We start from the raw sequence: 25,956 nt of genomic DNA on the forward strand, positions 1-25,956 counted from the left end.
ATGAAATCTTGGATTCAAATCAACAAAAAAGACAACGTCGCCGTGGCGATAGAGCCTATGGCTAATGGCTCTCTAATTGGTGAAGAAAACGCGATTGTGTTAAAGCAAGATATTGGCAAAGGTCATAAGATTGCTTTGGAAAAGATTTTGAAAGGTCAAAAACTGATTAAGTATGGTGAACCTTTTGGGCACGCGACGAGCGATATTGACGCTGGTGAATGGATACATAGCCACAATGCCAAAACTAATCTCAGTGACGCTGCTAAATATCAATATGAACCTGTGACGATAGATCCCCTTGGCGAGGGGCGAGATCGAGATGTGAAGTTGTACCGTAGGAAGAACGGAGATGTATCGATACGAAATGAAATTTGGCTAATCCCTACGGTAGGGTGTGTGAATGGTATTGCTCAGCAGATAGCAAAACAGTTTGAATCAGAGTGCGATACCTCAGCAATAGATGGCGTGCATGTATTCACACATCAATTTGGTTGCTCTCAACTGGGTGATGACCATGAAACCACAAAGCAGCTGTTACAAAGTATGGTGACTCATCCCAATGCTGGTGGTGTATTAGTGATCGGACTTGGTTGTGAAAACAACCAGATTAAGCCATTTATGGAAGGAATTCCTGGTTATGATGCGGACCGAGTACATTTTATGGTGGCGCAGAACAGCGAAAATGAACGAACCGAAGGGGTAGAACATTTAAAGTCGCTACTAAAAGTGATGGAAAATGACCAGCGAGAAGCGGGTAAATTGTCGGAGCTAAAGTTTGGGTTAGAGTGTGGAGGCAGTGATGGGCTTTCTGGCATTACAGCGAATCCACTACTGGGTGTTTTTTCTGACAATATGATCGTAAATGGGGGGACAACAGTACTAACGGAAGTGCCTGAGATGTTTGGAGCAGAAACCATTTTAATGAATAGGGCTTCAAACAAAGTGGTATTTGAAAAAATTGTAGAGATGGTAAATGGATTCAAACAGTATTACTTAAGTCATGATTTGCCTATTTACGAAAATCCTTCTCCTGGGAATAAAGCTGGTGGGATTACCACGCTCGAAGATAAATCGCTTGGTTGTACCCAAAAGGCGGGTTCAAGTGAAGTCGTAGATGTAATCGACTACACCAAAAAACTGACTAAAACGGGGCTGAATTTACTTAATGCACCCGGTAATGATGCTATCGCGACCAGTGCTCTTGGTGCCGCCGGATGTCATATGGTTTTGTTTTCAACTGGCCGAGGAACCCCCTATGGAGGATTTGTTCCAACGGTAAAAATCGCAACCAATACCGAGTTAGCGACGCGCAAGCCGCATTGGATAGATTTTGACGCTGGATTGCTCGTTTCGCAAGATAAAAACATGACAATGTTATTAGATAGTTTTGTAGACAAAATTGCGTCAATAGCGAGTGGTGAATTAGCCAAAAATGAGGAGAATGGAATAAGGGAACTGGCTATCTGGAAAAATGGTGTGACCTTATAATAATAATTCCCAATACCTTGCCAATATAATTATGCATTAATGTATTGGCAAGATAGGGTAAATTAAAATCAAATTAAACAAGATGGAATTAAAATTAAATTAAAATTGATCTATCTACATTCTTAATACGAAAAATTATATATTTTACTAAATTGATATTTAATTTTGGACAAAAGATGGATGCTGGCTAAAAATTAACTGTATGATGCTATCTGATTGTCTCTTGCTTAACTGGCGTCTTGTTTTCTTATTAGAGAGAGTCCCTTTACCATAATTTCCGTATTCAAAGAAACGTGCGTGTTCTGGGTAGAAACTAATTAGTCTGCCTTGATGATTACGACCATGCATTATATCCCAACCATATATATGATCGTCCATAAAACAAGTTATAAATATAGCGCTGCCTATCGCGTTAGGGTCGGCATATGTACCATCAGGAAAAGAGGTAGTTGGGTGCCACGGTCGCCCAAGCCCATAGCTTCCTTTGGATACTAGTGGGTTCTCCTTTTTCAATGAGCAGTGATAAAAAACAAACCCTAACTTCTGGTTAATATCTGTGCTTGGTGCACATACGAAACCCATTGGTTCATCGTGTTTTATGTCGTCCCTAAACCGACACACAATGTCACATCGATGAAAGAAAGCACTTCCCGAACCAAAAATAAAATCAACAGTTCCGCAAATCATGACATTCTTAAACAAATTGTCATTGCCTAAAATGTACAACGTATCATGGTAGCTAATTAGATTGATGTTGTGCAGTTCAGCATGATGGCAGGCAGGACTTAACAAGAGAGCAACTGCTTGTGTATTAAGTATTCTTGTTGGATCGGAAGGGGACTTTTTTTGGTTTTTTAGAAAGTCGAACCCGTTTTTAATCGTCAGATTACAGGCATGGAAGTATTCTGCGTCAATAGATACGGTTCTGCTATCTCTTGTCGCCCAGATTCTTCCATTTTGATCCAACATCCCGTTTGCAGTACTAGACGTAATAATAGTTTCATCAGCATGCTCGCCTATCAGAGTAATATTATCGCGTGTAATATGAAGTTTTTCTCGGTATGTCCCTTTACGTATATAAATTACAGTACCTTTATTGCCTTTAGGAGCTGCATCAATACATTGTTGTATGGACGTAAAGTCGCCCCTACCATTTATATCGACGATCTGGTCTATTCTTGTTGCCGTATCTGTATCATCAAATGGGCTATTAAAAGGCGTGATATTCATACTGTGTTATCTAGTGAAATTGATTAATTTGCCGTTGTAGTTCGTGGGCTTCTTTCTCAAGTAATTGAGTGTTTTCAAGTGTCTTGCTAATGACTGCTTGACCTGATTTTCCGATCTCATTTATTTGCGTGGAGTTTTTAGATATCTCTTGTGAGGTGAGTGCTTGTTCTTCTGCGGTACTAGCGATAGATTCGGAATGCGATGAAATAGTACTGACTTGTTGTGAAATCGACTCAAGGGCTTGATTGGCCGATTGAGAAATTTCCAACGCTTGACTCGACTTTTCTATAGTGGACAACATGAGGTTGTTTGCTACTTCAGTCGATTTATCAAGCTCTTGGATACTTTCAACAATGTTTCCTACAGAAGTCTGGGTCTTTAGCGCCAGCGCACGAACTTCATCTGCAACCACTGCAAAACCTCTTCCTTGCTCGCCAGCTCGGGCAGCTTCAATGGCCGCATTTAATGCAAGTAAATTTGTTTGTCCGGCAATGTCGCTAATAATCTCAATAACAGATTGAATCGCTTTGGCACTTACATTCACGGCCCTATTTGCATCCGACAACTCTATTAAATGTTGGTCAAGTAATTGAATTTCCTCAACGAGATTAATCACAATTTGTTGACCTCCTTGTGTGTTTCTTTCCGCTAGAGTGGTGTTTTCGGCAATATATTCAACTTGTTCAGCGACGGAACGAGAAGAGGTCGCGAGTTCTTCTATTGCGGTTGCAATCGCTAACAGCTTGTTTTGCTGTTGTTCTGATTGTTCGTAATTTTTCTTTGCATTAACCGTTACTTGTTCTGAAATCGAGTTCACCTCGTGGCTTGAGTGTTGCACTCTGTTAACTAGGGTGTGTAATTGATTAGCCATTTTTGCCACACCGTTGTTTAAGTGCACAATTTCACTTTGTGTTGATTGAGCAGTGACGGCAAGTTTCATGCTCAACTCGCCGTTACCCAGCCTTTTAACAGTGTTAGAAAGAGTTTTAATCGATCGAATGACAGGGTTTAGGATAAGGCTCAAACTGAAATAAGTAATAGAAGCGCCTATTAGCGAAATTATGCAAATCAATTTAAGTAACGTATTAGTATCTTGAGTGATTTCATCCTTATAAGTACCCCCTACCAGGATCCAGTTCCAGCCAGGAACTCGGGTATATAAGGAATATTTGTCTTTGATCGTGCCGTTGTCGGTAATGGAATAATGAACGATCCCGTGTTCTGATTTATTTAGGATATCAAATGGTTGGTTACCTTGATGATCTGTTAAGGCCTTAATGTTCTTAACCGAGCTAATAGAGTTGTCGTGAAGCAGTAAAGAGCCAAATTGTTTTTTGCTCGCGTCCGCAATCATCGTTCCACCTGTCTCCCCCCAATATATATGTTTCAATGAAGCAAACATCTCTTGTGTGGTCTCATTGACTGGCAGAAACACCGCAAAAATAGCGTTCACCTCTCCATTTTGGTTCTTGACTGGATCGAAAAAAGCAATATATTTTTTATCAGAATATTCAGTGTAACTAACGTGAGCAGATCCAGTTATTAGACTGTTGTATCCTTCAAAAGATGCGTCCAGAATATGGCCTACATAACGGTCTCCATTTGTCTTTAGAAGAGAACTTGAAATAGCAAACCAACCAGCACTTGTAGAGGTGTATAGCGTTGCTTTTGCATTTGTGTCGCGCGTGAAGGTATCGACAATTTCAGTATCGTTGACTAGTGGAAGCCCATATAAACTGATGTTCCGTATCGATTGATTTAAAAACTCGACATCTGATTCTTCTATTTCAAATCCAGAAAAATACCCGTTTCTTAGTGTGGAAGCTAAAACTTGAGTCGTGTCAACATAGGCGTTGAACTGACCACTTAGCGTGCTTGATATAGCTTCAAGTTTGGACTGTTGTTCATTATAAACGGATTCTAAAAAAGCTTCGAAGCGTTGGTGTACACAAAATAGGCAAGCCCAACGAAAACCAAAAGTAAGCTGACAATCGTGGCTGATTTAATCTGATAACCAACACTTTTGTTTCTGAATAACGAACGAAAATTACCATTCATAGTGATCAATCCTATAGTTATGTTTAAATTATTGGATGAGACAAAATTTTGAGCTATCTCAAAACCCTCAACCATGTGCTGTTAAGGGTTAATCAATAGAGCTGCTATAGAATTATTAAGACTTAAAATCTTGCGGGATATCGGCGATATAAATAGCAGGGTCACCTTCGAAATCACTAGTAAATAGGACTCCGGTATCGTTTGGCATAAAAGAAGGATGCGGGTGAGTGATTTGGCGGTCACCTCCCAATACTTCCCAAGACGAATTGTGTTTGGCTAATTTTCGCGCCGTTTTCGTTTGAGTGTTTAGAATATATAAGAACGGGTCATTCTCTATATCGTAGCCTGCGTTATCTGCTACATCAACAGGAGAATCGCAACCGTCACCCACCATTAACGAACCATTATAATTACTCATTAAATGAGAGCATGGAGGCATAATCATGACTTTTTCGTTCTCTAGAGTATCTGGATTTACTTTGTAGATAACGCGATCAGATTGTCCTTTGAAGTAAGAAACATAAGCCATCGCGGAACCATCAGGGATCCAGAATTCGTGTGTACAAGATTCACCTGAAGCATGTTCTTTTATTTTACGTACGTTTTCTCCGTTCTCATTGACCAACCACATACGAGCGTCAACAAGATCGTGAGGACCTTCGTGGCAAAACCCGACAGTAGAGTCGTCAAAAGGTCTGTAAATAGGGTGCCCTAGCCAAGCACTCTCTTGATGTACAACGTCAAGTTGACCGGTTTCAATATCGACTTTAATTAATCTGCATGTTGGGTGGGTATGATAAAAATCTGCAAACTTTTTCCAATCTGTTAATGGTTTCCAATCACTTTCTTTTATTTCAATACCTACGACTTTTGTACAGTCACTATTTGCTACCCAAGTACCATAACCTTTCCACCCTTTTTCAACGGTATAGATTGTTTTTTCTTCCTGCGTTGCAAGGTCAACACGGTTAAGGTGCTGTTCATTTTTAACATAGAAAAACGCGCTGTCGTCGGCCGATATAAAACCACCAAAAGTATTGTCACCGATTCCATCGGTCAACTGAACCGCTGTCTGTTTAGCTATATCTAAGAGATAGTAGTTTCGGTTTATATCAAAATCACCAGCAAATAGAAGTTTGGTTCCATCATTAGTAAAACACTTTTGGTAAAAATAATTTCGATGACATGTGGTTCCTTTGGGGGTTAACCGAGTCACCTTAACTTTTGTATCTTCATCAATGAAAGAGTCGAAGGTCAGGTTGACCGTATCGCCTTTTGCCATTTTATTTCTCCTTTCAAGCGAAACAGGGTTAAACCTGAATCTGTGAATTTAGTGTATTTAACGAACGAGCCGTTACGGGGCTTTATTGGCGTAAGACAATCCAAATGTAGAGCTCCCGATTCGATGACTTAATTTTAGGGTGTCGTGCCAACGCTCGTTTTTAATCTAAGTTTTTTGAATGATAAACCATTACGAACAGTTTATCATTAGTTGCCATTATAAAAATGAAACATAATTTTAAAAATGTGACGTATTTTATTTTTATGCTAAGTTATGCAGTTTATTTGACCTTGTGATTCATGTATGGGATAACAAAAATCTATGTATTAAATCGGCATCCTAAGTATATAATTATCAATTGGTTGTGATTTTTATCGTTAGAGTTAAATCGTAACTTTTTGATAAATATTAAGTAAATAAAAACACCTGTATATATTCACCTAAAAACGGAACGATGTTTCATAAAAAACATTAATTAGTTACAAAAAACAGATCAATGATCACATATATTAATTTGTAAGCTGGCAGTGCTTTAGTTTGACGTGTTTAATTAATAAAGAAATCAAGGGACGATTAGGTGGATGCATTCATTCCCTTGATATAAACCTAAAGTACGAGGACAAGAAAATGTATGAAAATCGTAAGCTTGGATTAGCGTACCTATCACCCTATATAATAGGGTTGTTAGTGTTTACCGCTTTTCCATTTGTTGCATCATTTTTAATGAGCTTTAGCAACTATGACTTAATGACGACACCGGAATTTGTCGGCATTGAGAATTATCGCTACATGCTCACCGAGGATGATCTGTTTTGGAAGTCAATGAGCGTTACATTTATGTACGTTTTCTTGACCATCCCCGTAAAGCTCGCTTTTGCGTTGCTAATCGCCTTTATTCTTAACTTTAAATTAAAAGGCATCGGTTTCTTTAGGACCGCTTATTACATCCCCTCTATTTTAGGGAGTAGTATTGCCATCGCGGTACTATGGAGAGCTTTGTTTGCTATCGATGGAGTGTTGAATGGTGCGCTAGGTTTCATTGGTATGGACCCTATCAATTGGTTAGGTGAGCCTTCTTTTGCACTATTTTCAATTACTTTGTTGCGAGCGTGGCAGTTTGGTTCCGCAATGGTTATCTTCCTCGCAGCATTACAGAACGTGCCTCAATCTCAGTATGAAGCTGCACTGATTGACGGCGCGAGTAAGTGGCAAATGTTCTTGAAGGTCACTATTCCTTTGATTACGCCTGTTATCTTTTTCAACTTTATTATGCAAACAACTCAAGCGTTCCAAGAGTTTACGGCCCCTTATGTCATAACAGGTGGCGGGCCAATGAAATCGACGTATTTAATCTCTCTTTATATTTACGAAACCGCGTTTAAATTCTTTGATATGGGTTATTCAAGTGCGCTTGCGTGGGCTCTATTTATTGTTGTTGCCATTTTCACCGCCATTACATTCCGTTCGTCTAAATACTGGGTGTTTTATTCTGGTGATAAGGGAGGAAAGTAACCATGACTACAACTACTATCGAATCTAAAGTGCCTGATGCAAACAATCTTGCAAATGAACGAACAATTCGTCGTGAGAAAATTAATGCTGCCATCCGATATACAGTACTGATTGCTGTTGGTTCGTTGATGCTTTATCCATTGCTGTGGATGTTTACCGCGGCAATGAAACCAAACCATGAGATTTTTTCTTCGATGAGTCTCATACCAAGTGAGTGGAGTTTAGAGGGATTCATTAACGGTTGGAAAACGGGTACTGAATTTACTTTTGGTCACTACATTTTAAATACTTTTGCTTATGTATTGCCGAAAGTATTTTTCACTGTTGTTTCATCTACTATCGTCGCTTATGGCTTCGCTAGATTTGATATTCCATGGAAGAAGTTTTGGTTCGCTACGTTGATAGCGACTGTTCTTCTTCCTCAGTCTGTATTGCTTATTCCGCAATATTTAATGTTCCGAGAGATGGGTTTACTGGATAGTTACTTACCACTGTATCTTCCTCTGGCATTCGCGACTCAAGGCTTTTTCGTATTCATGTTGGTTCAGTTTTTAAGAGGTGTACCAACAGATATGGAAGAAGCAGCAATGATTGATGGCTGTAACTCTTTCCAGGTGCTATGGCACGTGGTGATTCCAGTTATTCGCCCAGCAATTATTTCAGTCGCTCTGTTCCAGTTTATGTGGTCAGTTAACGATTTCTTAGGCCCACTAATCTATGTCTCAAGTGTTGAGAAATTCCCAATTGCGTTAGCACTGAAAATGTCTATTGACGTTACAGAAGGCGCTAAGTGGAACGAAATTCTTGCTATGGCATCAATCGCAATCATCCCATCTATCATCGTGTTCTTCATGTCTCAAAAATATTTTGTTGAAGGCGTAACGAGTAGCGGTATTAAAGGTTAATTTTCGGAGTAAAAACAATGGCTGAAGTACATTTTAACAAATTAGAAAAAACATATTCAAACGGTTTTCAAGCAGTTCACGGTATAGATTTAAAAATCAATGATGGTGAGTTCCTCGTTATTGTAGGGCCGTCTGGTTGCGCTAAATCTACCACACTGAGAATGCTCGCTGGGTTGGAAAACATAACTGGAGGAGAAGTCGTAATTGGAGGGAAGGTTGTAAATAATCTAGCTCCGAAAGACCGCGGTATAGCAATGGTATTCCAAAACTATGCGTTGTATCCACACATGACGGTTAAAGACAACCTTGGTTTTGGTTTGAAGCTACAGAAATTACCAAAAACAGAAATTGATAAGCGCGTCAATGAAGCGGCAGTCATTCTCGAAATAGAAGACTTGCTGGATCGTCTTCCTCGTCAATTATCTGGTGGTCAGGCTCAGCGTGTTGCAGTAGGAAGGGCCATCGTTAAGAAACCAGAAGTATTCTTGTTTGATGAACCGTTGTCTAATCTGGATGCAAAACTGCGTGCATCTATGCGAGTACGAATCTCCGATTTGCATAAGCATTTAAAAGCGGAAAACAAACCAGCAACCGCTGTATATGTAACCCACGATCAGACTGAAGCAATGACTATGGGTGATCGCATTTGTGTTATGAAGTTAGGCGAGATAATGCAAGTCGACACTCCGGAAGAGTTGTATAACAACCCTGTAAATATGTTTGTAGCTGGATTTATAGGTGCTCCAGAAATGAACCTACATGATGTAGTACTTGGGCAAGAAGGTGAGCATGAACTTAGCGTCATTATCGATGGACAGAAATTGATTCTCCCAGAACACAAAGCTAACAATGTCATCTCAAATGGATATAAAAATACGGTTCTTGGCCTCCGTCCAGACAATATTTCGTTAGAGCTATCTGAAGATGAAAGCGCTCAAACTTTGATAGGTGATGTCATTCGTATGGAAAATATGGGACATGAAGTGTTTGTCTATTTCTTAGTTGGCAAAAACGAGTTCACGGCTCGAGTGCCAATTGACGACGCGAAATCGAAACTAAACATGGAATTGAGGAAGGGCGTTAAGTTTATTGTCGAAATGAATAAAGCCCACATCTTCGATAAAGAAACTGAACGAAATATCTCATTAAAACAATAATTAGCTTGGAGAAATAGCTATGAACAAAAAGGTACTTACTACAACCCTCACCGCACTAGCAATTGCAGCTACATCTGCGAACGCTTATGCAGAAACAGAACTTCGTATGTCATGGTGGGGAGGTAACTCTCGTCACCAAGCGACTCTGAAAGCGCTTGAAAAATTTGAAGAGAAATACCCTGACATTGTTGTAAAAGCTGAGTATACCGGTTGGGATGGACATTTATCTCGTCTAACAACTCAAATTGCGGGTAACACTGAGCCAGACGTAATGCAAACAAACTGGAACTGGTTGCCAATCTTCTCGCGTGATGGAAGTGGGTTCTATGACCTGAACCAGAAGAGCAAAGAACTTAACATTGCTAGTTTCCCAGAGCAGTCTATCAAGATGACGACAACGGGTGGAAACGTCAATGGTTTACCAGTGAGTATGACTTCGCGTGTGTTTTACTTTAATAAAACCATGTGGGAAAAAGCAGGTGTTAGCTACCCGAAAAACTGGGATCAGTTAATGGCCGCGGGTAATGCATTTAAAGAAAACCTAGGTGCAGACCATTATCCATTAGTTATTGAAGCTCGTGATGTCTTTGCGATGAACCGTTCTTACATGATTCAAAAGAACGGCAAAGATATCATTAATCACGATACGAATTTGCTGAACTTTAATAGCACTGAGATGGAGGAGTTTTTCCAACTTTACGTGGATCAAGTTAATAATCACTTGTTCCCTTCAACCAAAGAGTTCTCTTCGTACGGTAAAGGTAACCTGTATGAAATGCGTCCTTGGATTGATGGTCGCTTTGGTGGCTTATACATGTGGGATACGGCTATTGCCAAATACACAGCTAACTTGCAACCACCAATGGCACTAGAACTTGGTGACTATCCAATGTTACCAGGTGCAACGGACAGTGGTTTACTGGCTAGACCTTCAATGATGTTCTCTATTGGTCGTAATACAGAGCACCCTGAAGAAGCTGCTAAACTGGTTAACTTCTTGTTAAATGATCCTGATGGTGTGGCTGCACTTGGCTTGGTTCGTGGTATCCCACTAAGTCAAACAGGTCTAGAAACGCTACAAAATGCAGGTGTTGTTGATCCTCAAAGCTTACAGTTCCAAGGTTATTCTCAAGCGCAGCAATTACCAAAAGTGATTGCTCCAACTGCATATACAGATAATGCACAATTAATGGAGTTGTTCTCTGAAGAGATGCAGCATTTGGATTACGGAAAATCGACAGCAAAAGAGTCCGCTGCTAACTTTTTGCGCAAAGGTAATCGTGTTCTCAAGCGTATTGCTAAGTAATAAGTAAAAACGATTAGCCCCCATAGTTGGGGGCTTTCTTCGTTGTACAGGCACCTTTTTCCTCGCTAAAAAGTGTAAGTTCAAGTTGTACTCACAACGGTATGCTTATTCTAGTTAAACCTAATTTAATTTCGTTTTTTTCTTTTTAAGTATTGACTATGTTTTGGAGTTTTCCATGTCAGACTCTCGTTTATCCTTTATTCCCATTTTGAAACAGTATTACCAACATGCTTACGAATTAGCAAAAGGGCCGGGTAGTCCTTTATTAGCTGATGGCATCGAAGTAAGAACATCATCGCCAGCACATTGGTGTTATCCCGATGGCCATACAGCGCCGATGAGCAATTTTGCTAGCCAACAAAATTTTATTCGCGGATTGATTGCATTAGAGGTTGTTACGGGGGAGGCGAAGTTTAAACATCAAGCAATCGAAACTGTTCAATATTTTTTAAATCATTACGTTGACAGTGAAAGCGGTCTATTTCACTGGGGTGGCCACCGGTTTGTTAATTTATTATCGGGCCAGATAGAAGGCCCCGCGAGTAAAGAGTGTGTACATGAACTTAAACATCATTTTCCATTTTACGATTTGTTGCATGAAGTAGAACCGACGAAGACCGAGAGGTTTTTACGTGGTTTTTGGCAATCGCACATCAGTAATTGGGAAACATTGGATTTAAGTCGACATGGTGAATATGGAAAAGAGTGTCCAGAGAATGTATTCCAGCAGTTTGAACCCAAACCCGTTGTTGACCCAGAAAAGTGGCCTGAATTACCGCAGACCGTTGGCCTCACTTTTGTAAATGCATCGACTGACTTGATTTACGCTGCGTGTTATTACTATAAATATACCTCTGATGTAGATGCTAAAAAATGGGCTAAGCATTTATACAGACAATTTGTTCTTGCTAGAAACCCACATACTGGTATGCCGGTTTATCAGTTCTCTTCTCCATTACAAAGAGAACCTGTCCCAACGGATGATAAAATCACTTTTTCTTGGTTTGGTGATCGTGCAAAACGACAATTTGGCAAAGAATTTGGAGAAATAGCGAAAGAGGCTAATGCGTTATTTAGAGACTGTTGGCCTGTTGTCGTTGATAATCCGATGGCTATTTTAGAGTGTGCCGAACTTACTCAAGACACTGACATGGCACTTTGGGCTGTCGAAGGGATAAAAGCTTACTTCAAATACGCATGGGACGAACAAAAGAATCAAATTCTGCCTATGTGGAATGATGGTGTTGATTTGAGTGGTTTGACATTTAAACGTGACGGTTATTATGGGAGTAAAGGAACGCAACTTTCGCCTCAGAAAAACGATCCGGCTTATCTTCTTACCCTTGTTCGCGCTTGTGCAAATTCAACAGATAAGGCGTTGCGTGAGCTTACCGTAAAAATGTTTAAACGTTTTGGTTTAGGTGATCTTCATCCAGAAACGTTAAAGCCAAATACGTTGTCTTCAGAGACTGAGATCGCATCACCATATCTCGTGTTTGCGCTATTAGAATTGATAGAACTAACAGGAACTCGTGAGTTCTTAGCACTAACGCAAGTCGTTGGGGAAAACCTATTAAGAACTCATTATCACTTCGGCTTTTTTATTCCCAGCGAGAAGCATAAATACGCACGGCTTGATGATCCCATTCCTTATGCACTTATCGCGATAGAGGCCGCTAATCAAGGACAGTATCAGAAAATTCCGATTGCGATATCTACGGGAGGGTACTTGCATGGAGATCAAAGTATCGATGGTAAAGAGAAGGTTGTATACGACTATGAAGTGGTATACAACCAGATAGTTTAAGAAATCACTAGAATCAGCTTTTAATGTATTGATGAAGTTCAGTACATTAAAAGCTTGCTTTATAACAGGCTGGGAAAGCTATTTAATCTCATTCATATCGACAAAATCCATGTCATCAAATGTTTGGTTTTCACCGAGCATGCCCCATACAAAGCTATAGTTTGCCGTACCGCAACCAGAATGAATAGACCAACTTGGTGAAAGGACCAACTGCTTATTTCGGACAATAATATGTCGTGTTTCGCTCGGCTCACCCATGAAATGAAAAACGACTTGATCCGGTTTCACATTAAAATAAAGGTAGGCTTCCATCCTTCTTTCATGAGTGTGAGCTGGCATCGTATTCCATACACTCCCAGGCTCTAAATGCGTTGCTCCCATGCATAACTGACAAGTTGGTAATACATCAGGATGAAGATATTGATTGATAACACGAGCATTAGAATTTTCAGAAGAGCCTAGTTCTACCACTTTGGCTTCGGAGCGGCGAATAAGGCGCGAAGGATAAGTCTTATGCGCGGGAGCACTCAAACAATATAGAGATGTATGCTTATCGGTTAAAGAGACAAATTCAATATCCTGTTCGCCTTTTCCTAAATACAGCGCATCAAGAGGTTCGAGGATATATGTTTGTTGTTTACAGCGAACCTCTGCTTTTTCACCTAAATTAATAATACCGAGTTCTCTTCTTTCGAGGAAGGAATCAGTACCAAACGCTTTGTCATTGATGTGATCGTTTAGTGCTAATACTTCTGTGGAAGCACTGACGCCCAGAGCTACGACGCGATCGATATGGCTATATACGACGCAAATGTCATCAGGTTTAAAAAGTGCCTCAGTTAAGAACTCTTGTCTTAGCCTTGTCGTATCATATAGCTTGGTATCTACAGGATTATTGTTATAGTTAATAAACATGTGGGTCTCCGTTATTGCATTTAACACTTTGGTTACATATGGTTAAAATTACTTACATTTTTATTTTTAATAATATGGTGGTACCTAATTAAAAATAAAACGTCGTTTCTTGTTGGTGTGATTTATTTTAAATAATAGGGTTTGTGTCAAGAGGTTTTTAGAAGAGATCTGAAGATGAAACAGCTCGAAAGTTGTTTTATCTTCAGAAAAAATTGCGCGGTTACTCAACTAAAAATACTTACTGGTGCTTTGATGACGGCCTTTTTGATTCTGGTGGGGGTGCTAATCGCACACATTGGTCTATGAATTTGGTTAGGGTAGAAAAGTGCAAAGTCACCAGGTCTTAAGTCAACAAAGTTTTCGTTTTTCACATCTTCAATGAAAAGAACGTCGTCCTTTAGTTTACTTAGCGAGGCAAAATTATCATCAAGGTCATTAGAATATCCGATGCGTTCTTCGCCTTCTAAAAGAATTTGAATATCAATGTATTTCTTATGAATTTCAGCCTTTCTTTGATCCGTTTTTTCCGTGTCACCAGTTGCTAGAATGACAAACACTCTGTCATCGGAAAGGGTAAATCTACCTTCATCATTATTCGCCGCTATTATCACTGCCTCGTTGATCCATTTGCGCACAACAGTATAGACGAACGGAGCTAGTGATAATTTGTTTACGTTTCCAAATAACATAATCAGCCTTTGTATTTATTGAAGGATTCCAGCCACTTCAGCGACCAATTGTCCTAACTCTTCCCATTTGTCATTTTCAATTAAATCGTTAGGAATCATCCATGTACCACCGCAAGCAAGTACCGTCGGAATAGAAAGGTAGTCATTAACATTTTTAGGGTTAACACCACCTGTCGGCATGAATTTAATTGGGTAAACAGCTGATAGTGCTTTTAACATTGCGACACCACCTGAAGGCTCGGCTGGGAAAAACTTTAATGTGTCTAATCCCATCTCCATCGCTTGTTCGACTAGGCTCGGGTTGTTAATACCTGGAATAATTGGCATGCCGCGTTGTTGACAGTATTTGACGGTAGTAGGGTTAAAACCAGGGCTAACAATAAAATCAACTCCGGCATCAATCGCTTGGTCGACTTGAGTGCTTGTTAATACTGTTCCTGCCCCGATAAGCATATCCGGGAAAGCCGCGCGCATATTTTTTATTGCTTGTGCGGCCTGCTCCGTTCTGAAGGTAACTTCCGCACAAGGTAAACCGTTTTCTACTAATACTTGCGCAAGTTTCGCTGCTTTTTCTGCATCATTGATGGCGATAACGGGAACGACTTTAATAGCCTGTAATTGTTTATTTAATGTGTTCACAAATTTGCTCCTTATAAAGTAGGCGTCATATTTTTAGGAATGACAGCACCACGATGTTGAATGACGGTCCCTGCAACTTTATGTCCAGCAAGAGCAGACTCTTTTTTTGAACCGCCAAGGATTCGTTTCGCTAGGTATCCGGCGCTGAATGAATCACCCGCGGCCGTGGTATCAATAATGTTAGTGATTTGACTCGCAGGTACTTCGGTTAATTGATTGTCTGAAATAACAAAACATGCTTCTGCACCACGTTTGATAACAATTTCCTCAACACCGAACGACTGCGTTCTAGAAATTGAATCTTGCTCGTTTTTGTCACCCCAAAGCATGACTTCGTCGTCGTAGGTTAGAAAAGCAATATCAGTAAGTGCTAAAATTTCTCTATACCATTCTTGCGCTTCTTGAATCGAGCCCCATAACGCAGGTCTATAATTATTATCAAACGCAATCATAGTGCCTTGTGCTTTGCAAAGCTTAAGCGTTTTGATAAGCGTTTGTCGGCAGTCATCTGGTAAAATTGCAAGGCTTATTCCACTAAGATAGATAAGCTGGTGGCTTGATAAGTTTTCTACCAGTTCGTCAATACTCTGGTCTCTTAGCCAAAATTTCGCCGCTGACTCGTTACGCCAGTAGTAAAAGTTGCGTTCACCATCAGGTGCAGTCTCTATCGCATAGATACCAGGAACTCGGTTTTCTACTTGATGAACTAATTGCGTATCCAGATTTTCATCACGCCACTGAGCAAGCATATCTGAACTAAAAGGGTCACTACCAAGCCCGGTTACATAGGACGTAGTAATGTTTGAAGGATAGGTTAAACGAGATAAATAGACAGCGGTATTAAGCGTATCACCACCAAAGCCTTGTTCTAAGCCTTGAGCTGTTTTACGAAGCTCCACCATACATTCGCCAATGATGGCTACACGGTTGATATTCATAGAAAGGTACTCTAGTTTTGTTAGATAGAATCTTGATAAGACGACCTTGAGATAATAAGTACAGTAAGTCAGTCAAATTTTAAAAAATGCCAGCCTATTTCTAGGCTGGCAAAATGTTAGACTGCTTCCCCGACAAAGGCAGCCACAACAAGAACTAAGCTAAAAGTTCTTTAATATAGTCAGCGATCTCTGGAACTTGACAGTTCTCAGCGAAACAAGATTTAAAGCGCTCACCTGATACTGCGGTCTTAACAAGTTCTTGATCCATTGCACGAAGTGTGTCTAAGTAACTGTCTTTTACAACAGCACCTTTAACATCATTAAGAATGGCTGCGTTACGTTGCTGAGGCTCAGCTCTTTCTAGCGGATATCCTTGACCACGCTCTCCTGTTGTAAAGGCTTTTTCGAATATATAGCGTACGTTCAATTCTGCGCCCCAACCGAAGCCTTTAGCAAATGCTAAAGATAAAGCGTTACCATTGTTAATTTGGTTAAACAAGAACGCATCGGATGGGTCTAGGCAGTATCCACAAACAATATTTGGATGAATATTTAGCGACATCATTGCACCTTGGCCAGTACCGCAACCCGTGACAACAAAATCAACTGCTTTTGAGTTAATTAGAATGCTTGCCATAATTCCCAGGTGGATATAGGTTAGGTGATGGTCATTCTCGTCAGACATCCCAACGTTATAAACCGAATCACCTTGTGCTGAGACAACATGATTAAGTTCGCTCAACACCGCCGCATTTTTACCGGCTTGGCTGTTTTCCATCATTAATGCAATTTTCATTTTTAATTCCTTACGGATAATCCGCGAGTTTCAATTAGTAGAATAATCGTTTTCTAAACAAAATCTTTACGCATGGGAGTGAAATTATCTAGCAGTACACCGGCCTTTAGGCAGCGGCATCCATGCATAACGTTTGGTTCTTTATAGAGAGTATCTCCGGCTGAAACAATTTTTGTCTCTTCGCCGATGGTGAATTCAAATTCACCAGAAAGAACATAAGTGATCTGTTCATGAGGGTGGTTGTGCATAGCACCTATCGCCCCATTTTCAAAGTAAACTTCGACGGTCATTATGCTCTCGCTGTAAGCAAGAATTTTACGAGAAACGCCTTCACCCAGGTCTTCTAGAGGTATTTCTTTATTGAAAATAAACATTTATCTTCCTAAGTTAATTTAGTCGAATCAGTACACAGCTACGTTTTTATTCTTAATTTTAACGAGCCGATATATTGTAATGATGTTCATTGTTAATACGCTGACTTCAAGCATGACCCCGCCATAAGAACCAATGATAATATTGTTAATAAGCCAACAGCACGCGCCAACAATAAAACAAAGCCTCATTTGGATGCCTTGAAATGCAAACACTGCCAAGGTGCCTATCATCGTCCCAACGATTGGAAACAACGTCCACCACTCTTCCGCAAGATAAAGCCCTAAACCTAAACCTAAAACGACAAAAAATGCAGCTACCTTTTTTGACGATGTGTAAATGGACGTCCCAGTTCGTATTGCCGATAATAAGGCGGCAAGCGCAGACATTATCGATCCCAAAAGTATGTAATGTACAAGGTGATTAATGTTAAATATCAACATCAACACTTTTAATTTCCGGTCATCTTTTTGGTAGAAGGTTGAAACTCCTAACGCGAAGCTGACAAAACCAAGTAGTTGGCCTAACGATAAGTCTAGATTCATTTTTCTCCTTAACGAGCTAACCAACCGCCGTCAACAGCAATGGTATAGCCATTAATATAATCAGCGGCACTTGACGCTAAGAATACGCATGGGCCAGCAACATCTTCAGGCGTTCCCCAACGATCGGCTGGAATTCGCTCTAAAATAGCGTTGTTTCGTTCTTTGTCTGCGCGTAATGCTTCAGTATTGTTGGTTGCCATGTAGCCAGGAGCAATTGCATTAACATTGATATTGTTGCTTGCCCACTCGTTAGCCATCGCACGAGTGATGCCCATAACAGCACTTTTTGAAGCCGTATAAGAAGGAACACGGATCCCACCTTGATAAGAAAGCATAGACGCGATATTAATAATTTTTCCGCCATTGCCTTGAGAAATAAACTGTTTAGCCACAGCCTGAGACATAAAGAAGACAGTTTTTGAGTTGATGTTCATCACGTCATCCCAGTTTTGTTCGGAGAATTCAATAGCGTCTTCTCTACGAATAATTCCAGCGTTGTTAACCAGAATATCTATTTGACCAAATTCAGTTAAAGCTTGGTCAATAATAGCGGGAATGTCTTCTTGTTTTAGAAGATTGGCGCGAACATCGAGAAATGTGTGACCAGCCGACTCCATCTTTTCAATGGTATCTGATGGTTCAATATAGTTAACACCTACAATTTTGCACCCAGCTTGAGCAAGACCCAATGCCATGCCTTGGCCTAAACCTGTGTCACATCCAGTTACTATTGCTACTTTGCCTTTCAAATTAAATGAATCAAGAATCATGAGATTTTCCTCGATGCCGTATGTGCATCTTATTTATGTTAGTGTCAGAAGAATATTTCCTTTGATGTAGAAAGCTTACCAATAAAATATATGCAAATGCAAATTAAAAATGAAATGACGTTTCAAAAAAATGACTCAGATCGTGGTTTCATCATACAAATGTGATGTGTTCATATTTTTTAAAAAGCTATTTTGAAAATTGTGGTACATTTAGATGGGCTCGGTATAATGAAAACACAATAAAAAAGAAGGTTTGATTAATGGCAAAATCGACACAACCGGAAGCTGTCTCTTCGGTTTTAAAAGTTTTCAGCATACTTGAGGCGTTAGGGCAGCAAAAAGAAATTGGCGTTTCAGAACTTTCACAACGTTTGATGACCTCTAAAGCAACCACGTATCGTTTTTTGCAAACCATGAAGTCTCAAGGGTATGTTTCCCAGGAAGGTGAAGCGGATAAATATTCTCTCACGCTTAAAATGTTCGAGCTAGGTGCGAAGTCGTTAGAATATGTCGATATTATCGCGTTAGCTGAAAAGCAAATGAGGTATATCTCTGAGCAAACCAACGAAACGATACACCTTGGTGCCTTAGATGAAGGCTCTATAATCTACATCCATAAGATTGATTCCAGTTACAGTTTGCGTATGCATTCTAGAGTCGGTCGTCGCAATCCTCTTTATACAACTGCGATTGGTAAGGTATTACTATCTGGCCATACGGAAGAGTTTGTACGTGATGCATTGCATGATGTCGAATTTAAAAAGAGCACAGATAAAACGTTAGAAAATGTGGAGCAACTATTGGCTGAGCTAGAAACGGTCAAACAGCAACATTACGCGGAAGATAACGAAGAGCAAGAACCTGGTTTATATTGCGTAGCAGCGCCAATCTATGATCGCTTCGGTAATATTGTCTACGGGGTTTCTATCTCTTTTCCAACGATGCGTTTTGATAACAAACGTAAGTCGTTTTATGTAAACCTTTTGCAAGAAGCGGGTAGAAACATATCAGAGCAACTTGGATTCCATGATTACCCAATTTAACTTTTTTCGTCATATCATCAGAAAGTAATGCTTCGATAGCGTCGAAGCGTTACCTTTATTCAATATCATTCTTTTTTCTCTCATTGAATTGGTTTATCCCTAATTATTTACTACGAGTAGTAGAATAATGGGCAATTATGGTCGATCTATTATCAAGGATGAGTCATGAACTCAAAACAAGTGGTGTTAGCTTTTTGGGAAGCGATGCAAAGTAACGATTTTGTTGCCGCGAGCAAATGGTTAACAGAAGATTTTCAAGGGCATTGGCCACAATCATCCGAAGTGATTATGGGCCGCGAAAATTTTGCAGCGGTTAATACGGCTTATCCTGCCAAAGGACGTTGGTCGTTTGTAATAAATTCTATTGTATGTGAAGGCGAAGAAGTCGTAACGGATGTTTCTATTACTGATGGTGACATTAAAGCTCGCGCGATTACGTTCTCTACCGTGCAAAGTGGTCTAATCTGTAAGCAAGTAGAATTTTGGCCTGATGACTACGAAGCGCCCAAATGGCGTTCGCAATGGGTTAAACATCTCATTTGAGAGTGGAAGATGGAATGAAAAATGCGAAAGTAGTTTTGTTTAATAGCGATAATCGACTTCATAAGCAGGATCTTGAACGCCTGTTTGTTGAATATAGTGATCAAGTTGCGCCAGATATTGTAGATAAGCTTTCAACTCTTGCCTACTTTACAGGGTTTATTCTTTACATTGATAACCAACCTGCAGGTTTTGCTGTCTGTTTTGACTCTTTTTCTACCTATCGCTCTCAACCAGTACTTAATATCCATGACTTTATGATTGCAAAAGATTTTCAAGGAAAAAAGCTGGGGAAAGTACTGCTGAATGCCATTGAAAAATATGGCCGTAAGCAGGATGTGGTTAAAATCACTTTAGAAGTAGACGATAACAATGATGTAGCAAAAAAACTGTATGCTTCATGTGGCTTTGAAGATCATGAAGTGGTACTAAAAGGTCTGATGCATTGGCAAAAATACTTAAATTAGAAATTGGCACCTAATTCCCCAAAAGAGAGATTTAATGGAAGCGTTCGAAACACTGCTTAGTATTGCACAGCGTAAAGCTAGGTTTGATAAAACTAGCAATTGGTCAAATGGTGCGGAAACCTATATCAATGAAATTAAAAACGAAGTAGATGAGGTACTAGAAGAATTGCCTAAAGGCAGAATTTGCTATCTTGAAGATGAGCTTGGCGATTTGCTGTGGGATTACGTAAACACCTTAATTGCCTTAGAAGAAGAGAAAGGGGTCAGTGTTGAATCCGTGCTGAAACGGGCGTGTCGTAAATATGACCAACGGGTCTCTGGTATTGAAAGTGGTAAACAGTGGCAAGAGATTAAAGAGATACAAAATGTCATGTTAGCGGAAGAGCAGGCGTCAAAATGAGAGGCATAATTATTTTTTCATAGGTGTGTTATCTATAATTTCGATTGGACGCAGCAAGGTGCCGCTGAGTGGCTGTAAATGGCTAATTTGGTCGGTTTTAAGTTGTTGATTTATTGTCATTTGTTTTTGTGTTTATTTTTATTTTTGAGTGTTAATCTTTGCCCTAATTAAGGCAAGGATAATTATGAACAGAAATAATGAAGTGTTTGAACAGGTAGATTTTTCTCGACAGGAACTGAGCGAGGCTAATTTTGACCGCTGTACGTTCATTCGTTGCGATTTTAGTCATGCAAAATTACGAGATAGCGTATTTGTAAACTGCACCTTTATCGAACAAGGTGAAATAGAAGGTTGCCAATTCGGTTATTGCGATTTGCGTGAAGCCTCTTTCAAAGATTGCCAGTTGTCTATGTCCAATTTCAGTGGTGCCAACTGCTTTGGTATTGAATTTAGAAACTGCGACCTTAAAGGCGCTAACTTTTTTAGGGCCAGCTTTTTAAATCAAGTAAACCACAAAATGTTTTTTTGTTCGGCATACATTACTGGCTGCAATTTGTCTTACGCTAATTTTGAACGTCAAAATATAGAGAAGTGTGATCTTTTTGAAAATCGTTGGATAGGGACGAATTTACAAGGCGCGTCTTTTAAAGAGTCGGACCTTAGCCGAGGGACTTTTTCCGAAGATTGTTGGGGACAGTTTCAAATGGAGGGGTGTAATTTAAGTCATTCAGAATTGGATGGTTTAGATCCGCGAAAAGTAAACCTTACTGGTGTAAAAATTTGCGATTGGCAGCAACAGCAGTTACTTGAAAAACTTGGTGTAATAGTCTTACCGGGCTAATGGAATTTGAAATTAATATTGATCTACTCGGTGAGGCCTAAGCAGGTCTCTTCGAGTGGGCATCCATTGCATTTGGGGGTTTTAGTACAAAACTGTTGTGCATGATCCACCATCAGGCCGTGATAATAGGCGTAAAGGTCGTTATCTTCTGGAATTGCGATTTCTATCATTCTTCTAAACTGATCGTAGTTTTTAGGAACAGAAAGCCCATTTCGAGAAAAAATGCGTCGCGTATAAGCGTCAATGACAAATGAAGCTTTACGAATAGCGTACACCAAAATAGCATCGGCGGTTTCATTGCCTACACCTTTTATTTCTAGAAGTTCTGCGCGTAATGTTGGTTTATCCCGGCGTCGAACCTTATTGATATCAAAGTGGTATTTTTCAAACCACGCTGTCAATGCTTTTACCTTTTTCGCTTTCTGATTGTAGTACCCACTTGGCTTTATTATCCGCGCAAGTTCTTCTTCTTTCATTTCAGAAATACATCGAGGGTCTAATGCATTTCCGAGGTTTTTTAGGGCTTTTTCTGCGTTATTCCAATTGGTATTCTGAACAAGAATGGCACCAAGCATTACTTCATACGGCTTGTCTTTGTGCCACCAGTCGAAGTCACCATAATATTCGCTTAGTTTGTAAAAAACGGCGTTAATTAAATGATTGTTTGAAGTGTTGTGCGGGTTTTTCTTGTTCATGAGTATTTTTCTTAATTTACTTTTTTTATTTTCAATTCAAGTCATCGTGCAATTTGCTGAAGACTAATTCAAGGGCCTCGTTAAGGTTTGATCAACTTAATTTTGTAGTATGCTGATTGGGCCTTAATAACAGCCCAAAGTAAAACGCCTAATTGGATAATTTAAATGAACATGAGAACCTTTGCTGAGTTGACTGGCTTAACGCCATACACACTAAGATACTATGAAAAAATTGGCTTGCTAAAAGGTGTCCAGCGTAATGATAGCGGGCATCGAGTATTTTCGACTAAAGAGGTTAAATGGGTAGAGTTTATTATCCGGCTTAAAGAGACAGGAATGCCATTAGAGCAGATATTGCATTACAGTGAACTGAGAGAGCAGGGTGAAGAAACGATACTCGCTAGGCAGAGGATGCTTGAGGTTCATCGTAAGGCACTTAAGAATAAGTTAAAATCTCAAATGAAACACCTTTCTGCATTAGACAGTAAAATCGAATTCTACAAAAAACACACTTGACTTAGAGTGAACTCTAACTTGTATCCTAAGCTTAGTATCAATGAAAAGGAATAAGTTATGAGTAATTCAAGATATGAATTGGGCCTAGATAAGTTGGCCGAAATAGACGGTGAAGCCGGACAAAAAGTGATAGATAGCCTTCAAGATATCTCTCCAGATTTAGCCCGTTTAACAATCGAGTTTCCTTTTGGTGACGTTTATGCGCGAGAAGGTTTGGATATAAAGTCACGTGAAATCGCCACTGTTGCTGCATTAACAGCACTGGGTAACTGTCAGCCTCAACTAAAGGTGCACTTACACGCGGCACTCAATGTTGGCTGTAGCGAAGAAGAGTTAAAAGAGGTGATCATTCAGATGGCTGTCTATGCGGGTTTTCCTGCGGCGCTAAACGGAATGTTCGCATTTAAAGAGGTATTGGCAGAGAAACTCTGAATTAGTTAACTTGGGTTAGGGTGTTAGAAATAGGTGCGAATCTCAAATAGGTTCGCTTCCTTGAAAGTTAGACCGCATACCATCAGTGTATTTATGGTCAAGACGGTTTATAAGGCGCACCCAGATTAAGTAAATTAAAGCTCGTGACGCGATGGAGGCTGGCAAGTACGAGCCTCCAATAGCATTCTCTAAAAAAAGGTACAATCCATGCTCAAATTTCTTCTATCATGCGGCCTTTAATATGCACTTGCCTCAACATTGCTTTACTCGATTCAACATTGCTATTGAAGGCTATGATTTACCAGAACAATTTACGTTTCCGTTCTACTATATACCGCATCCTTTATGCATATTGGCAGCCGAGCAACTGCAACAGCACCTAGAAACACAGACAGATTTTGAACATGACTTTGGTTTTGAAAATGAAGACAGCGGTCGTGGAAAAATGTTCGGTGTACTGCTCGTGCAAACACCGCAAGGAGAAATCGGGTTTTTGAGTGCGTTTTCTGGCAAACTTGCTGACCAAAACCTATTACCCGGTTTTGTTCCACCTGTTTTCGATATGTTAAAGGAAGAAGGCTTTTTTTAAGTGAAAACGAGGCGATCAATAAAGCCCACGCAGCTTATAAAGCGTTTTCTGAAAACCCAGAATTAGCAGCGCTTAATGCAGGAATAGAAGCCGACCGCACCGCTTACCAAAAAGAAGAACAAGCCTATCGGCAGGTGATGATTGTAAGTCGCGCAACACGAAAACAGCAACGCAAAAAGGGTGAACAGACGCTTGACTCACGTTTACTAAAAACGCTAATGGATGATTTAAGTCAACAAAGCGTGGCAGAGAAAAACAGACTTAAGCACTTAAAACGTCAATGGGATGAAAAATTAGCCACTAAAGAGCAACGCTTGGTAAAACTTCAGGCGCATCTGGCAGGACTTAAAGATCACCATAAAGCGCTATCTAACGCTTTGCAACATAAACTGCATAGACAATATCGTTTTCTCAATAATCGTGGCGAGCTGCGCGATTTGGTTGATATCTTTGCCACGACAAGCAACCCTGTCCCGCCAGCGGGCGCGGGCGAATGTGCAGCACCGAAACTGTTACACTACGCTTATAAACATGGCTTTAAGCCTCTTGCATTTGCTGAGTTTTGGTGGGGGCTGCCGCCAAAATCAGAAGTACGCCAACACAAGAAATTCTACCCATCGTGCAATAACAAATGTCAGCCTATTTTGGGGCACATGTTGCAAGGTTTGAATGTGGAGTCCAATCCTTTAGAAAAAAATTGGGCCGCAGACAAAGAACTAAAAATTGTATTCCAAGATGAAGCCATGGTAGTTATTAATAAGCCGTCAGGCTTATTATCAGTGCCCGGAAAAACCATTAAAGATTCCGCTTATACGCGTCTGCAAACTTTATTCCCAGATGTCGAAGGTCCGTTTGTGATTCACCGTTTAGATATGGTGACATCCGGTTTGTTGGTGTTTGCATTGACCAAACGAGCAAACAAAAGCCTACAAAAACAGTTTATTACACGCGGTGTACAAAAACGCTATGTCGCTTTATTGGAAGGTGCACTTACTCAAACAGAAGGGGATATTTCTTTGCCTATGCGCGGAGACCCTGATGATAGACCACGTCAACTAGTGTGTGGCGATCATGGCAAACATGCAGAAACTCACTGGCAACTGATCGAAGTAAAAGACGGCCGCAGCAAAGTGTACATGTACCCAAAAACCGGTCGCACCCATCAACTTCGGGTTCATAGTGCGCATCACTTAGGTCTAAACATACCGATAGTGGGTGACGCGTTATACGGTGAGAAAGCCGACCGTTTGCTCTTGCACGCAGAACGTTTAGAAATCGATCACCCATACAGTAGTGAGCGAATGGTATTTCAAGTCGACAGTGAATTCTAAATACTCACCTTATTTTCTTGTGTGCTTTTTAAGTAAATATTTTCTAGTCTCTTAAATGATGAGTCAGCACTGTTTTAGAGAGTGCTGACTTTGAAAACCATGGATGACATTGCTGACGTTAGATTGTGTAATGATACAAAAAATGGAGAGATAAACTGGCTAAAAGGTAAGAATGATACCAGTCGAAAAAGTTGGTACGAATGAACTGCTAAGAAATGTCGACGATTTATCAAGGTAACTGATATCTATACCTGCTCTGAAGGCAACATACTTATTAAACCCTATAGCCCAAGATACCGAAGTGCTCACTCCTTCTTGTTTAAGTGACCGTTTGCCATAAAAAATATAGTCCCTTTCTCCTTCATAAGTGGCGTAACCAGCCTCAACTTGGAGAGACATTTGAGGATACTCTATTATTTGAAATTGCCCACCGACTCGGTAGGTCGTTATTTGGTCTTGATCAATATTGATGAATTCAGCGTTTGTATCGGAATATGAAAGGTATAATGATTCAAGACCGAAGATATCTTTAACTCCCAGTTGAAACCCATAACCTGACAAGCCGGATCCTACATAAGGGCCTGTTTTTATTTCTGGTGAAAAATGGATGGTTTGAGCTGCGACGTTTAGCGACGAAACGGCCAACATAGATGATAAGCCTACAACGAGATATTTTATTTTCATTAAGATGTC

At 40.1% G+C, this 25,956-nt stretch carries 26 protein-coding genes and 1 pseudogene; 14 read left to right on the forward strand and 13 right to left on the reverse strand.

The window, feature by feature from the left end; genetic code table 11:
* Positions 1–1,488 carry a UxaA family hydrolase gene (locus PGX00_RS20620; protein WP_272140098.1) on the forward strand — a complete coding sequence of 496 codons (1,488 nt, stop codon included), beginning with the start codon at positions 1–3 and terminating at the stop codon, positions 1,486–1,488.
* Between the two features lie 159 nt (positions 1,489–1,647).
* Here PGX00_RS20620 and PGX00_RS20625 read toward each other — a convergent pair whose 3' ends face one another.
* The 3 genes from PGX00_RS20625 to PGX00_RS20635 form a co-directional block, all read right to left on the reverse strand.
* The gene (locus PGX00_RS20625; RefSeq protein WP_272140100.1) at positions 1,648–2,718 is read right to left on the reverse strand and encodes a pectinesterase family protein; all 1,071 of its coding nucleotides are present in this window, start codon (positions 2,716–2,718) and stop codon (positions 1,648–1,650) included.
* Between the two features lie 10 nt (positions 2,719–2,728).
* Positions 2,729–4,720, reverse strand: a complete 1,992-nt coding sequence (locus tag PGX00_RS20630) for a methyl-accepting chemotaxis protein (protein ID WP_322107898.1) — start codon at positions 4,718–4,720, stop codon at positions 2,729–2,731.
* Positions 4,721–4,891: 171 nt separating this feature from the next.
* Positions 4,892–6,058, reverse strand: coding sequence for an oligogalacturonate lyase family protein (locus PGX00_RS20635; protein ID WP_272140102.1), 1,167 nt, complete (start codon positions 6,056–6,058; stop codon positions 4,892–4,894).
* A gap of 627 nt (positions 6,059–6,685) precedes the next feature.
* Between PGX00_RS20635 and PGX00_RS20640 the strand changes: the two genes are divergently transcribed.
* The 5 genes from PGX00_RS20640 to PGX00_RS20660 all read left to right on the forward strand — a co-directional run bounded on the left by PGX00_RS20640 (position 6,686) and on the right by PGX00_RS20660 (position 12,745).
* Positions 6,686–7,570: a carbohydrate ABC transporter permease gene (locus PGX00_RS20640; protein WP_272140104.1), complete on the forward strand. Its 885-nt coding sequence runs from the start codon at positions 6,686–6,688 to the stop codon at positions 7,568–7,570.
* Between the two features lie 2 nt (positions 7,571–7,572).
* Positions 7,573–8,475: a carbohydrate ABC transporter permease gene (locus tag PGX00_RS20645; protein ID WP_272140105.1), complete on the forward strand. Its 903-nt coding sequence runs from the start codon at positions 7,573–7,575 to the stop codon at positions 8,473–8,475.
* Between the two features lie 17 nt (positions 8,476–8,492).
* Positions 8,493–9,632, forward strand: a complete 1,140-nt coding sequence (locus tag PGX00_RS20650; RefSeq protein WP_272140108.1) for an ABC transporter ATP-binding protein — start codon at positions 8,493–8,495, stop codon at positions 9,630–9,632.
* A gap of 19 nt (positions 9,633–9,651) precedes the next feature.
* Positions 9,652–10,938, forward strand: coding sequence for an ABC transporter substrate-binding protein (locus tag PGX00_RS20655; RefSeq protein WP_272140110.1), 1,287 nt, complete (start codon positions 9,652–9,654; stop codon positions 10,936–10,938).
* A 175-nt stretch (positions 10,939–11,113) separates the two neighbouring features.
* The gene (locus PGX00_RS20660) at positions 11,114–12,745 is read left to right on the forward strand and encodes a pectate lyase (RefSeq protein WP_272140113.1); all 1,632 of its coding nucleotides are present in this window, start codon (positions 11,114–11,116) and stop codon (positions 12,743–12,745) included.
* A gap of 78 nt (positions 12,746–12,823) precedes the next feature.
* Here the strand turns inward: PGX00_RS20660 and kduI are convergent, their stop codons facing one another.
* The 8 genes from kduI to kduD form a co-directional block, all read right to left on the reverse strand.
* Complete coding sequence (gene kduI, locus PGX00_RS20665) at positions 12,824–13,660, reverse strand: 5-dehydro-4-deoxy-D-glucuronate isomerase (RefSeq protein WP_272140115.1); 837 nt, start codon at positions 13,658–13,660, stop codon at positions 12,824–12,826.
* Between the two features lie 224 nt (positions 13,661–13,884).
* Positions 13,885–14,349, reverse strand: a complete 465-nt coding sequence (locus PGX00_RS20670) for a YhcH/YjgK/YiaL family protein (protein WP_272140117.1) — start codon at positions 14,347–14,349, stop codon at positions 13,885–13,887.
* Positions 14,350–14,364: 15 nt separating this feature from the next.
* Positions 14,365–14,988 (reverse strand): bifunctional 4-hydroxy-2-oxoglutarate aldolase/2-dehydro-3-deoxy-phosphogluconate aldolase, encoded by a 624-nt coding sequence (locus PGX00_RS20675; protein ID WP_272140119.1) that lies wholly within the window; start codon positions 14,986–14,988, stop codon positions 14,365–14,367.
* A gap of 11 nt (positions 14,989–14,999) precedes the next feature.
* Positions 15,000–15,926, reverse strand: coding sequence for a 2-dehydro-3-deoxygluconokinase (gene kdgK / locus PGX00_RS20680; protein WP_272140121.1), 927 nt, complete (start codon positions 15,924–15,926; stop codon positions 15,000–15,002).
* Positions 15,927–16,080: 154 nt separating this feature from the next.
* Positions 16,081–16,722 carry an RpiB/LacA/LacB family sugar-phosphate isomerase gene (locus PGX00_RS20685; RefSeq protein ID WP_272140124.1) on the reverse strand — a complete coding sequence of 214 codons (642 nt, stop codon included), beginning with the start codon at positions 16,720–16,722 and terminating at the stop codon, positions 16,081–16,083.
* Positions 16,723–16,775: 53 nt separating this feature from the next.
* Complete coding sequence (locus PGX00_RS20690) at positions 16,776–17,096, reverse strand: cupin domain-containing protein (RefSeq protein ID WP_272140126.1); 321 nt, start codon at positions 17,094–17,096, stop codon at positions 16,776–16,778.
* A gap of 27 nt (positions 17,097–17,123) precedes the next feature.
* Positions 17,124–17,639: a YgjV family protein gene (locus tag PGX00_RS20695; RefSeq protein WP_272140128.1), complete on the reverse strand. Its 516-nt coding sequence runs from the start codon at positions 17,637–17,639 to the stop codon at positions 17,124–17,126.
* A gap of 8 nt (positions 17,640–17,647) precedes the next feature.
* The gene (gene kduD / locus PGX00_RS20700) at positions 17,648–18,409 is read right to left on the reverse strand and encodes a 2-dehydro-3-deoxy-D-gluconate 5-dehydrogenase KduD (protein ID WP_272140130.1); all 762 of its coding nucleotides are present in this window, start codon (positions 18,407–18,409) and stop codon (positions 17,648–17,650) included.
* A 260-nt stretch (positions 18,410–18,669) separates the two neighbouring features.
* Between kduD and kdgR the strand changes: the two genes are divergently transcribed.
* The 5 genes from kdgR (at position 18,670) to PGX00_RS20725 (ending at position 21,700) form a co-directional block, all read left to right on the forward strand.
* A complete protein-coding gene (gene kdgR, locus PGX00_RS20705; protein WP_272140132.1) occupies positions 18,670–19,452 on the forward strand; it encodes a DNA-binding transcriptional regulator KdgR in 783 nt (260 codons plus the stop codon).
* A gap of 165 nt (positions 19,453–19,617) precedes the next feature.
* Complete coding sequence (locus tag PGX00_RS20710; RefSeq protein ID WP_272140134.1) at positions 19,618–19,995, forward strand: nuclear transport factor 2 family protein; 378 nt, start codon at positions 19,618–19,620, stop codon at positions 19,993–19,995.
* Between the two features lie 14 nt (positions 19,996–20,009).
* On the forward strand, positions 20,010–20,459 hold the full coding sequence (locus tag PGX00_RS20715) for a GNAT family N-acetyltransferase (RefSeq protein WP_272140137.1): 450 nt from the start codon (positions 20,010–20,012) through the stop codon (positions 20,457–20,459).
* Between the two features lie 34 nt (positions 20,460–20,493).
* The gene (locus PGX00_RS20720; RefSeq protein WP_272140139.1) at positions 20,494–20,859 is read left to right on the forward strand and encodes a MazG nucleotide pyrophosphohydrolase domain-containing protein; all 366 of its coding nucleotides are present in this window, start codon (positions 20,494–20,496) and stop codon (positions 20,857–20,859) included.
* A 184-nt stretch (positions 20,860–21,043) separates the two neighbouring features.
* On the forward strand, positions 21,044–21,700 hold the full coding sequence (locus tag PGX00_RS20725) for a Qnr family pentapeptide repeat protein (protein ID WP_272140141.1): 657 nt from the start codon (positions 21,044–21,046) through the stop codon (positions 21,698–21,700).
* Positions 21,701–21,723: 23 nt separating this feature from the next.
* Here the strand turns inward: PGX00_RS20725 and PGX00_RS20730 are convergent, their stop codons facing one another.
* Entirely contained in the window at positions 21,724–22,395 is a 672-nt protein-coding gene (locus PGX00_RS20730) for an endonuclease III domain-containing protein (protein ID WP_272140143.1), read from the reverse strand.
* A gap of 165 nt (positions 22,396–22,560) precedes the next feature.
* Here PGX00_RS20730 and PGX00_RS20735 point away from each other — a divergent pair, with 165 nt between their 5' ends.
* From PGX00_RS20735 to PGX00_RS20745, 3 genes and pseudogenes are all read left to right on the forward strand, one after another.
* The gene (locus PGX00_RS20735) at positions 22,561–22,911 is read left to right on the forward strand and encodes a MerR family transcriptional regulator (protein WP_272140145.1); all 351 of its coding nucleotides are present in this window, start codon (positions 22,561–22,563) and stop codon (positions 22,909–22,911) included.
* Positions 22,912–22,968: 57 nt separating this feature from the next.
* A complete protein-coding gene (locus PGX00_RS20740; protein WP_272140147.1) occupies positions 22,969–23,343 on the forward strand; it encodes a carboxymuconolactone decarboxylase family protein in 375 nt (124 codons plus the stop codon).
* 241 nt (positions 23,344–23,584) lie between these two features.
* Positions 23,585–25,263: pseudogene (locus PGX00_RS20745) on the forward strand (RluA family pseudouridine synthase).
* 159 nt (positions 25,264–25,422) lie between these two features.
* On the opposite strand, the gene PGX00_RS20750 reads toward PGX00_RS20745, so the two are convergent.
* The gene (locus PGX00_RS20750) at positions 25,423–25,947 is read right to left on the reverse strand and encodes a hypothetical protein (protein ID WP_272140149.1); all 525 of its coding nucleotides are present in this window, start codon (positions 25,945–25,947) and stop codon (positions 25,423–25,425) included.
* Between the last annotated feature and the right edge of the window lie 9 nt (positions 25,948–25,956).

The sequence above is a fragment of the Vibrio algarum genome, from assembly GCF_028204155.1.
Lineage (GTDB): Bacteria > Pseudomonadota > Gammaproteobacteria > Enterobacterales > Vibrionaceae > Vibrio > Vibrio algarum.